The organism is Massilia cavernae, from assembly GCF_003590855.1.
Taxonomy (GTDB): Bacteria; Pseudomonadota; Gammaproteobacteria; order Burkholderiales; family Burkholderiaceae_D; genus Telluria_A; species Telluria_A cavernae.
On the sequence record NZ_QYUP01000096.1, the window covers coordinates 1 to 10,191 of the forward strand.

The 10,191-nt window shown below is 65.8% G+C and carries 10 protein-coding genes; 9 read left to right on the forward strand and 1 reads right to left on the reverse strand.

What is annotated here, in order from left to right:
* Positions 1–4: 4 nt before the first annotated feature.
* Positions 5–1,006, reverse strand: coding sequence for a serine hydrolase domain-containing protein (locus D3872_RS10265; protein WP_229459254.1), 1,002 nt, complete (start codon positions 1,004–1,006; stop codon positions 5–7).
* A gap of 208 nt (positions 1,007–1,214) precedes the next feature.
* On the opposite strand from D3872_RS10265, the gene D3872_RS10270 reads away from it, so the two are divergent.
* The 9 genes from D3872_RS10270 to D3872_RS10310 form a co-directional block, all read left to right on the forward strand.
* The gene (locus D3872_RS10270; RefSeq protein ID WP_119810684.1) at positions 1,215–1,955 is read left to right on the forward strand and encodes a GntR family transcriptional regulator; all 741 of its coding nucleotides are present in this window, start codon (positions 1,215–1,217) and stop codon (positions 1,953–1,955) included.
* 105 nt (positions 1,956–2,060) lie between these two features.
* The gene (locus D3872_RS10275; protein ID WP_119810685.1) at positions 2,061–2,942 is read left to right on the forward strand and encodes an N-acetylmuramic acid 6-phosphate etherase; all 882 of its coding nucleotides are present in this window, start codon (positions 2,061–2,063) and stop codon (positions 2,940–2,942) included.
* Between the two features lie 86 nt (positions 2,943–3,028).
* The gene (locus D3872_RS10280) at positions 3,029–4,297 is read left to right on the forward strand and encodes an MFS transporter (RefSeq protein WP_119810686.1); all 1,269 of its coding nucleotides are present in this window, start codon (positions 3,029–3,031) and stop codon (positions 4,295–4,297) included.
* 3 nt (positions 4,298–4,300) lie between these two features.
* A complete protein-coding gene (locus tag D3872_RS10285) occupies positions 4,301–5,440 on the forward strand; it encodes an acyltransferase family protein (protein WP_119810687.1) in 1,140 nt (379 codons plus the stop codon).
* Between the two features lie 36 nt (positions 5,441–5,476).
* Complete coding sequence (locus D3872_RS10290; protein WP_229459255.1) at positions 5,477–7,084, forward strand: glycoside hydrolase family 10-like protein; 1,608 nt, start codon at positions 5,477–5,479, stop codon at positions 7,082–7,084.
* Between the two features lie 24 nt (positions 7,085–7,108).
* On the forward strand, positions 7,109–8,017 hold the full coding sequence (locus D3872_RS10295) for an N-acetylglucosamine kinase (protein WP_119810689.1): 909 nt from the start codon (positions 7,109–7,111) through the stop codon (positions 8,015–8,017).
* The gene (locus tag D3872_RS10300; protein WP_119810690.1) at positions 8,018–8,905 is read left to right on the forward strand and encodes an N-acetylmuramoyl-L-alanine amidase; all 888 of its coding nucleotides are present in this window, start codon (positions 8,018–8,020) and stop codon (positions 8,903–8,905) included.
* Positions 8,906–8,989: 84 nt separating this feature from the next.
* The gene (locus tag D3872_RS10305) at positions 8,990–9,895 is read left to right on the forward strand and encodes a LysR family transcriptional regulator (protein ID WP_119810691.1); all 906 of its coding nucleotides are present in this window, start codon (positions 8,990–8,992) and stop codon (positions 9,893–9,895) included.
* Positions 9,886–10,191 (forward strand): M15 family metallopeptidase (locus D3872_RS10310; RefSeq protein WP_147373853.1); only part of this gene is annotated, 306 nt, incomplete at its 3' end. The genes D3872_RS10305 and D3872_RS10310, both read left to right, overlap by 10 nt.

The window sequence follows — 10,191 nt, forward strand, 5'->3', positions numbered from 1 at the left end:
GCCTTTAGCGTTGCCGGCTGCAGCAGCTGCCTGCCTCGTGCCTCCCCTCGTTCATCAGCATCAGCATGATGGTACCCATGTCGTGCGCCGAAATGCGCAGGCCTCCGGTGGGACTGAAGGGCGTGGCATTGGTTCCCACGGCGTAGTTGTCGATGCCGGCCGGGCGCGCCGGCGGGCGCTGGCTGTAGTCGTCCACCTGCGGGATCCACGGCCCGGCGCTGTCCCAGATCTCGGTGTCGGTGGTGCGCTTGCGGTACAGCGTGGCCAGGTTGGACAGGTCTTCCTGGCTGAATTCGGACGGGTTGAAGCCGCCATGCAGGCCGAGCGGATCGAGCAGCAGGCGCTTCATCAGGCGGTCGAAGCGTTCGCCCGACACTTTTTCCATGATGGTGCCGATCACGCCCCAGTTGAGGTTGCAATACGTGAAGTATTCGCCGGGCGCGGCATTCTTCGCCCACATCGCGCCGTTGCCGTACAGCGCGCCATCGGGCAGCAGCAGCGCCTTGAGCGGGGTGGCGGCCGGGAAGGAATAGCCGGCGTCGTCGCGCAGGCTGGAGCGGTGCGACAGCAAGCTACGCAGCGTGATCGCGCGGTCCGGGAAGTTTGGGTTGCGCAGTGGATAACCCAGGTAGTTACCCACATCCGCGTCGAGGCCGAGCTTGCCTTCCTCGACCAGGCGCATCAGGCCCAGCGTGGTCATCATCTTCGAGATCGAGGCGATGCGGTACATGGTGCGCGCGTCCGCCGGCTTCGACGGCAGGCCGCCGGCGCCGATGAAACGCTGACCGAACTGCCGCTCATATACAAGCTTGCCGTCGCGGATCGCCAGCACCGACAGGCTGGAGAGCTGGCAGGCAGGATCGCGCACGACCGCGTCCAGCTCGGCGTCGAGCTGCGGCCCGGGCTCCTTCGGGGAAGCCGACGCCGTCGCCGGCGCAAGGGCAAAGACGCGGCTCATGCCGCCCAGTAAAGCCAATCCCAGCATTGCTCGCCTGCCTTGTCTCATGGGTAACTCCGTGTTGTTCGTCCTGCGAGGATAGAGCGGCGCCATGGCAGGTGCCAATGAAATGTGCGGTCCGGGGCATAACCTTTTGATATGTTGGGCACGCCCGCATTCATGGATGGCTGCGCCCCGCGCAACGCGCCCTTGCATTTATGCCCGCGCGAACGCACCATACCTGGACTCGTACGTATCACTTGTTAGCGGAACCTCCATGAGCAACACCATCACCGAGTTCAGGGTCGACCTGAACGACAATTCACCCCTGTACATGCAGGTTGCACGCAAGCTGATCCAGGATGTGCGCGACGGCCGCTACCGCGTCGACCAGGCGCTGCCGTCGGAACGCCTGTTGTCCGAGCAGCTGGACATCTCCCGCGTCACCGCGCGCAAGGCCATCGACCAGCTGGTCGAGCAGGGCATGGTGGTGCGCCGCCGCGGATCCGGCAACTACGTGGCGCCGCGCATCGAGCAGCCGCTGTCGAGCCTCTCCAGTTTTTCGGAACAGCTGGAACAGCGCGGCTACCGGCCCGGATCGCAATGGCTCAAGCGCGCCGTGGCCATCGCCGCGGCCGACGAGCAGCTGAGCCTGGGCCTGTCGGCCAACAGCCGGGTCGCACGGCTGGAGCGCCTGCGCCTGGCCGACGACGTGGTCATGGCCTACGAAGTGAGCGTGATCCCCGCCGCCATCCTGCCGCGCCCGGAAGCCGTGGGCGATTCCCTGTATGCACACCTGGACAAGACCGGCCACATGCCGGTGCGCGCGTTGCAGCACATCCGCGCGATGAACGCCCCGGCCACGCTGGCCGAGAAGCTCGGCGTTCCGGAGGGACGGGCCGTGCTGTTCATTACCCGGGTCGGCTACCTCGAATCCGGCCAGGCGGTGGAGCTGACCCATTCTTATTGCCGCAGCGACCATTACGATTTCGTCGCCGAGATGCGCCGCGTTACATAACTTTTCGGAATAACGACGCCCAATCCTTTCATGGGGAGGCTGGCCAATTTGGTATTACACTGGTTCTATCCCTCAGCCTATCCTCAATAGCGCCACCCACGCCAGATGCTAAAAACCGAAACCCCAGACCAGCAGCACGCCCAGCTCGACCAGTACCCCACCGCGGAACTGGTCAATACCCTCGTCGACGACCAGCTCAACGCGGTCAACGCGGTGCGCGCGGCTTCGGCGCGCATCGCGGCGGCAGTCACCGCCGCCCAGCCGCGCATGGAAGCGGGCGGACGCCTGATCTACGTCGGCGCCGGCACCTCGGGCCGCCTCGGCGTGCTCGACAGCGTGGAGCTGTACCCGACCTTCTCCTGGCCGCATGAGCGCTCGATCGCCCTGCTGGCGGGCGGCACCGACGCCATGTTCGTCGCGGTCGAAGGCGCCGAGGACGACCTGGTGCAGGGCGACGCCGACCTGCGGGCCACCAACTGCGGCCCGAACGACGTGGTGCTGCTGCTGGCCGCATCGGGCGGCACCCCTTACGTGCTGGGCGCGCTGCGCGCCGCACGCGAACTGGGCGCGCTGACCGTGGGCTTCGCCAACAACCCGGACGCGCCGGTCGCCAACGAGGCGGAAATCGGCGTGACCCTCGACACCGGTTCTGAAGTGATCTCCGGCAGCACCCGCCTGAAGGCAGGCACCTCGCAGAAGATCGCGCTGAACTCCTTCTCGAGCGCGCTGATGGTGCGTTTGAACAAGGTTTACGGCAACCTGATGGTAGACTTGAAACCCACCAACGCCAAGCTGATCCGGCGTGCGGTGCGCCTGACCATGATTGCCACGGGCGCCGACGAACAAGCGGCGCGCGCGGTGCTGGAACAGTGCGATTTCCATGTCAAGGTTGCCGTGGTAGCCCTGACCAGACAAACCGATATCGGCCAGGCCAGGGCCCTGCTGGACCAGGCGAGCGGCAGCGTTCGCCGGGCACTCGCCGCCTAAGGCCGCGGCAGGCGCCGGGACTCGCCGTCCGCCCTGGACTCGCCGTCCGCCCTGGACTCGCCGTCCGTCCTCATCACGAAAGATCTATGCAAACTTCGCAAGCGAAAAGTCCTTGGCTGTGGGTGCCGTCCCTGTATTTTGCCCAAGCCATTCCCTACGTCGTCGCGATGAGCCTGTCGGTCATCATGTACAAGGACATGGGGGTGTCGAACTCCGACATCGCCTTCTACACCAGCCTGCTTTACCTGCCGTGGGTGATCAAGCCCCTGTGGTCGCCCGTGGTCGACATGTTCGGCACCAAGCGCGGCTGGACCGTGACCTTGCAGCTGGCGGTGGCCGCATCGCTGGTCGCGGTCGGCACGGTGCTGCACCTGCCCGCCTTCTTCATGGTCAGCCTGGCGGTGATGTGGCTGATGGCCTTCAGTTCGGCAACCCATGACATTTCGGCCGACGGCTTCTACATGCTGGGCCTGGCCCAGAAGGACCAGGCCGCCTTTGTCGGCGTGCGCAGTACCTTCTACCGCCTCGCGACGCTTGCCGGGCAGGGGCCGCTGGTGGTGCTGGCCGGCTACCTGGCCGTGACGATGGGTGACGCCCACAAGGCCTGGTCGATCGTGTTCTTCATCCTGGCAGGCGTGTTTGCGCTGGCCTTCGCCTGGCACCAGATGGTGCTGCCGCGCCCGGTCGCCGACCACGCGGTGGCGCGCGGCACCAGCCCGCTGCGCGAATTCTTCGGCACCTTCGGCGCCTTCTTCGGCAAGCGCGACATCTGGCTGATCCTCGGCTTCATCCTGACCTTCCGCCTGGGCGAGGCGCAGCTGCTCAAGCTGGTGGCGCCCTTCCTCAAGGATTCGATCGCCGACGGCGGACTGGGCTTGAGCACGGCGCAGTACGGCGTGGCCTACGGCACCATCGGCATCATCGCGCTGACGCTGGGCGGCCTGGCCGGCGGCTACCTGATCTCCCGCCTCGGGCTCAAGCGATGCCTGTGGCTGATGGTGTTCGCAGTACACCTGCCGGACCTGGTGTTCGTGTACCTGTCGCAGGCGCAGCCGGAGAACTTCTACCTGATCTCGGGCTTCCTCGCCATCGAGCAGTTCGGCTACGGCTTCGGGTTTACCGCCATGATGCTGTACATGATCATGGTCTCCGAAGGCGAGCACAAGACCGCGCATTACGCGATCTGCACCGGCCTGATGGCGCTCGGCATGATGGTGCCGGGCATGTGGAGCGGCGACCTGCAGGAATACCTGGGCTACAAGAACTTCTTCATCTGGACCTGCCTGGCGACGATTCCGGCTTTCATCATGGCGGCGCTGGTCAAGATCGACCCTGAATTCGGGAAGAAACAATAAGGAATGGCTGCGCAGGAACGGCTCCTCTCGCTCGACGCATTCCGCGGCTTTACCATTGCCGCGATGGTGCTGGTTAACAACCCGGGCGACTGGTCCAAGCTGTATGCGCAACTGGCCCACGCCCAGTGGCATGGCTGGACTTTCACCGACCTGATCTTCCCCTTCTTCCTGTTCATCGGCGGCGTGTCGATGGCGCTGTCGCTGGGCCGCCTGGCCGATGCCGGCGCCGACAAGCCGGCGCTGCTGATCAAGCTGGCCAAGCGCGCGGCCCTGATCTTCCTGATCGGCTTCCTGCTGAACCTGATTCCCAAGTTCGACTTCGAGACCGTGCGCATTCCTGGCGTGCTGCAGCGTATCGCGCTGTGCACCCTGCTGGCCGCGCCCATCGTCGTGTATTTCAGCTGGCGCGCCCAGCTGGCGTGGATAGCCGGCCTGTACGCCCTGTACAGCGTGGCGATGCTGTGGGTGCCGGTGCCGGGCATCGGCGCCGGCGTGCTGGAGCCGGGCAAGGACTTCGGCGCGTACCTCGACCGCATGGTGCTGGATGGCCACATGTGGGTGCAGTCAAAGACCTGGGATCCGGAAGGCATGTTCAGCACCATCCCGGCGGTGTGCAGCCAGCTGCTGGGCGTGCTGGCCGGGCGCTTCCTGCTGTCGCGCCACAGCCATACCGAACAGACCGTGTGGATGCTGCTGGCGGGGCTGGTATTGCTGGCGCTGGGTTCCATCTTCGACGCTATCCTCATGCCGATCAACAAGTCGCTGTGGACACCCTCGTACAGCATGCTGGCCGCGGGCTGGGGCCTGGTCGGGTTCTCCGCCTTCTACTGGATGCTGGACGTGAATCCGCACGCCGCCGTGCGCGAAGCCGCCGCGCGCTGGAGCAAGCCTTTCGTCATCTACGGCATGAACGCGCTGTTCATCTTCGCGTTCTCCGGCCTGGTGGCCAAGATGTTCGGCTTCATCAAATTCACCCAGCCTGACGGCAGCCTCGTTTCGCTCGGCAAGACGCTGTACGCGCCGATCCGCGCACTGCCGCTCGGGCCGGTCAACACATCTTTGCTTTATGCTTTGCTGTTTAACGCTTTCATGTTTTCGATCGCCTGGTTCATGTGGCGAAAGAAATGGTTCGTGAAAGTTTAGAAAATTAAAATGAAGGGGATGGTCTTGCAGCCAAATATGAAAAAACGCGCATTCGCGCTTGCCACAGCCGCCGGTGCGATCTCGTTCGGCACCCTGCTCGCCAGCTGCACTACGGCGAAACCAGTCGCACCTGAGGCGGCAACGCCTGGCGCGGTCCCGGCCCCGGCCCCCGGCATTGCCGCTGAACCGCCAGCGGCCCCGCGCGAATTCCGCGCAGCCTGGGTGTCGACCGTCGCCAACATCGACTGGCCGACCAAGCAAGGTTTGAGCGCCGCGCAGCAGCAGGCCGAAGCCATCGCCATCCTCGACCGCGCCAAGGCGATGAACCTGAACGCCATCGTGCTGCAGGTGCGTCCAGCGGCCGACGCGATCTACCCGTCCAAACTGGAGCCGTGGACCGAATTCCTGAGCGGCACCCAAGGCGTCGGCCCGCAGCCCTGGTACGACCCGCTCAAATTCTGGGTCGCCGAAGCGCATGCGCGCGGACTCGAATTGCACGCGTGGTTCAATCCTTACCGCGCGCGCCACGCCACCGCCAGGTCGCCGATCGCCGCCACCCACATCTCCAAGACCAATCCGGCGGCCGTGAAAAGCTACGGCCAGTTCCTGTGGATGGACCCGGGCGAGGAATCCGCGTCGAAGCAGACGCTTGACGTGATCCTCGACGTGGTGCGCCGTTACGACATCGACGGCGTGCACCTGGACGACTATTTCTACCCCTATCCGATCGAAGCGCCGACCGCGACCGGGGCCGAAACCGCCGCGCTGGACGGCAGCGGCGCCGCCAGGGCCGAACTCGACTTCCCCGACCAGCCGGCCTGGCAGCGCTACGTCGCCGGCGGCGGCAAGCTCGACCGCGCCAGCTGGCGCCGCGACAACGTCAACCGCCTGATCGAAGCCATCTACAAGGGCATCCACCGCGAAAAGAGCTGGGTACGTTTCGGCATCAGCCCCTTCGGCATCGGCAAGCCCGACCGCCGTCCGCCGACCATTTCGGGCTTCAGCCAGTACGACAAGCTGTACGCGGACGCCGAACTGTGGCTGGAACAGGGCTGGGTGGATTACTTCACGCCACAGTTGTACTGGCCCCGTTCGCAGACCCCGCAGGCCTACGACACCCTGCTCGACTACTGGCTGGCGCAGAACCCGAAGGGCCGCCACATGTGGCCGGGCCTGTTCACCAGCCGCATCGGCGCCCCCACCCGGTCGTATGCGCCGAAGGAAGTGCTGGAGCAGATCGAGGTGACGCGCGCGCGTCCGGCCGCGACCGGTCACGTGCACTTCAGCATGGCCGCGCTGATGGAAAATCGCGAAGGCATCACCGACCAGCTCAAGGCGGTGCATTACGGCACACCGGCGCTGGTGCCGGCCACCACCTGGCTGGGCAATGCCGCGCCGGGCGTGCCGGGCGTCAGCGCGAAGCGCGGGCCGGACGGCGTGCGCCTCAAGCTGTCGGCGGGCAAGGCCAATGTGCAGTACGCGATCTGGTCGAAGCACGGCGGCGAGTGGCGCTTCGCGGTTGCGCCAGTGTCGGCGGTGGATTTCGTGATTGCGGATGATGCGCAGCGCGGTCCGGCGACGGCGGTGTTCGTCAGCGGAGTGGACCGCCTGGGCAACGAAAGCGCACGGGTCTCCGTTCTGTAACGCGAAATGATCGGAGCAAACCTAATGAACAACCTGGACGGCCTGGGCCTCGGCATTGACGCCGGCGGCACGCAAACACGCTGGGCGCTTGCCCGCGCCGACGGCAGCATCCTTGCCGAAGGCCATGTCGCCGGCTTGTCCGCCCTGCAAATGGCCAGCACCGACGGCCGCCAGAGCGTCCACGACAACTTCAGGGAACTCGCCGCGGCGGCGCTCACCCATGGCCGCCCGGTGCGCGTTGCGGCCGGCCTGACCGGCTTCGACGGCGACGGCGCGCAGCTGCAAACCTGGCTCGGCGAACTGCTGGGCCTCGATCCCGCAGCCATCACGTTCTGCAACGACATCGAGATCGCCTATCTCGACAACTTCAAGCCGGGCGAAGGCTACCTCGTGTATGCGGGCACCGGCTCGATCGGCGCCTGGATCGACGCCGGCGGCGAGTTCCACCGTGCGGGCGGACGCGGCGTGATGCTGGACGACGGTGGCGGCGGCTTCTGGATCGCGCGCGAAGCCCTGCGCCACATCTGGCGCGCCGAGGACGAAGAGCCGGGCTGCTGGGAACGTTCGCCGATGGCGCGCGCCGTGTTCGAGCGCATCGGCGGCAGCGACTGGTCGCTGTCGCGCCAGTTCATCTACGGCCAGGAGCGCGGCGAAATTGGCAAGCTGGCGCTGGTGGTCGCCGCCACCGCCGACGCCGACCCGGTGGCCGCGCGCATCCTGCAGGAAGCCGGCCGCGAACTCGCGCGCCTGGCCAACGCGCTGACCCGCCGCTTCGGCCCGCGCCCGGTGGTGCTGGCCGGCCGCGCGTCGGCGCTGCACCCGTCCATCGTCACCGCGATGCGCGCCGCCCTGCCGGCGCCGACCCAGCTGACCCACACTGTCGGCCACCCGCATTACGCCGCAGCGCGCATTGCCGCGCGCGCCACCGCATAAATAAAAACGGAACCACGAAGACATGAAGATCCTGCTCCCACTATCCTGTGCGCCCTGCTGGCGGGCTGCGCCACCGGCCCGCGCATCGACAAGACCTACGACGCCAAAAGCCAGAGCAGCCGCGTCAAGTTCCTGGTGCTGCATTACACCGTATCGGACCTGCCAAGCTCGATCAGGATTCTGACCCAGCAGACCGTCAGCAGCCATTACCTGGTGACGGACGAATCGAGGCCGGTCATCTACGGCCTGGTTAACGAAACGCGCCAGTCCAACCATGCAGGCGTCTCGAGCTGGAAGAACTACACCAACCTGAATCCGATTTCGGTAGGCATCGAGATCGTCAACAAGGGCTTCACCGTCAACCCGGACGGCACCCGCACCTGGTATCCGTTCCCGCGCGAGCAGGTCGATGCGCTGGTCCCGTTGATCAAGAAGATCGTCAAGGACCACAACATCCCGCCCGAGAACGTGGTGGGCCATGCCGACATCGCGCCGCAGCGCAAACAGGACCCGGGCCCGATGTTCCCGTGGGCCGAACTGGGACGCGAAGGCCTGGTGGTGTGGCCGGACGCCGCGAAGGTGGCCATCGCACGCCCGGGCTTCGACCAGCTGCTGCCTGAAGTGTCCTGGTTCCAGGAAAAGCTCGGCACGTTCGGCTACGCCACGCCGCGCACCGGCATCCTGGACAAGGAAACCCGCAACGTCATTACCGCGTTCCAGATGCGCTACCGCCCGATGACGATCGACGGAACCCCGGATGCGGAAACCGCGGCCCTGCTGGAAGCAATGGTGCCGACGCCGCCACCGCAGACTCCGGTAGTGCCGCCGGTGGCGCCGGCAGCCCCGGCCGAGCCGGTTGTTGCTCCTGTGGAGCCGGTCACGAAGTAGTGACCGGAACGACGGGCAAGAAATTGCGCTATCCTGCGAACCATTCGCGCAGTAGCGCGATCTCATTACACAAGGGATAAAGCGATGCGGCTGCGTCATATTGAAGTGTTTCACGCAATCATGCAGGTTGGCACCATCAGCGGCGCCGCCCAGGTCTTGCACATCTCACAACCTGCGGTGACCAAGGTGCTTCAGCATGCCGAGCTGCAGCTTGGCATGCCCCTGTTCGAGCGTGTGCGCGGCAAGCTGTATCCGAAACCGGAAGCGCACCGCCTGTTCGTCGAAACCGAAAAACTCAACCGCGATTTGCAGGGCATCCGCCGCCTCGCGGCCAGCCTGAAGGGCCGCGCGCTGGAAACCGTGCGGCTGGTGTCGACGCCGACCATTGCGATCAGCGTGCTGCCCGAAGCGATGACGCTGTGGCGCCGCGAATATCCCGAAACGCGCTGCGAACTGGCAACCCACCACACCAGCGAAATCGTCAACACGCTGCGCCTGGGCGAAGCCGACCTGGCGCTGTCGCTGCAGGACCCGCGCCACCCGGGCATCGTGGCAGAGCCGATCGCGCATGGCGTGCTGACCGTAATCGCCCCGGCCGGCAAATGGACCGAAGCGGAAGCCGGCCAGCCGATCACGGCGGACGGCTTGTCCGGCGAATTGATCGGCATGGCCGACAACGACCCGCTGGGCGAACTGGTGGTGGCGTCGTGCGAAGCGCAGGGCGTGCAACCCGTGTTCAATACCGTGGTGCAGACCTACCAGATCGCGCGTTCGCTGGTGGAAGCCGGCGCCGGCATGGCGGTGGTGGATCCATTTACGGCGGCATCGGCGGCTGCCGCCAAAGTGCAGCGCCGCCCGTGGGATCCCGGCATTCCGGTCCAGCTGTACCTGCTGACCGCAAGCCACTCGCCGCTGTCGCACGTGGCGCGCGAGCTGGCCAACAGTATCGGCGCCACAGCGCGCAAATGTCTAGAGAGGGGATGTCAGTGATTCAAGGGATTGCCAGCGAGGATATCGAAAACAGCCCGGAGTTCCGGCACCTGTCGACGATAGACGGAATCGCGATCGACCTGCGCTACGGGACGCCCGACAATTTTGTCGGCCGCGACCTGTACTCGCCGTTCGACTGCGCATGGCTACATCGCGATGCAGCCGCCGCGCTGGAAAAAGCAGTGGAATGGCTGGCTGGGCAGCGTCCCGGCTACAAGGCACTGATCCTCGACGCGCTGCGCCCGCAGCGCGTGCAGCAGCAGTTGTGGGACGCCCTCGACGGCACCGACCTGCGC

Bases quoted from the DNA above. Each gene is read 5' to 3' on its own strand.
- D3872_RS10265 (WP_229459254.1), bottom strand. From the start codon at position 1,006: ATGAGACAAGGCAGGCGAGCAATGCTGGGATTGGCTTTACTGGGCGGC.
- D3872_RS10270 (WP_119810684.1), top strand. From the start codon at position 1,215: ATGAGCAACACCATCACCGAGTTCAGGGTCGACCTGAACGACAATTCA.
- D3872_RS10275 (WP_119810685.1), top strand. From the start codon at position 2,061: ATGCTAAAAACCGAAACCCCAGACCAGCAGCACGCCCAGCTCGACCAG.
- D3872_RS10280 (WP_119810686.1), top strand. From the start codon at position 3,029: ATGCAAACTTCGCAAGCGAAAAGTCCTTGGCTGTGGGTGCCGTCCCTG.
- D3872_RS10285 (WP_119810687.1), top strand. From the start codon at position 4,301: ATGGCTGCGCAGGAACGGCTCCTCTCGCTCGACGCATTCCGCGGCTTT.
- D3872_RS10290 (WP_229459255.1), top strand. From the start codon at position 5,477: ATGAAAAAACGCGCATTCGCGCTTGCCACAGCCGCCGGTGCGATCTCG.
- D3872_RS10295 (WP_119810689.1), top strand. From the start codon at position 7,109: ATGAACAACCTGGACGGCCTGGGCCTCGGCATTGACGCCGGCGGCACG.
- D3872_RS10305 (WP_119810691.1), top strand. From the start codon at position 8,990: ATGCGGCTGCGTCATATTGAAGTGTTTCACGCAATCATGCAGGTTGGC.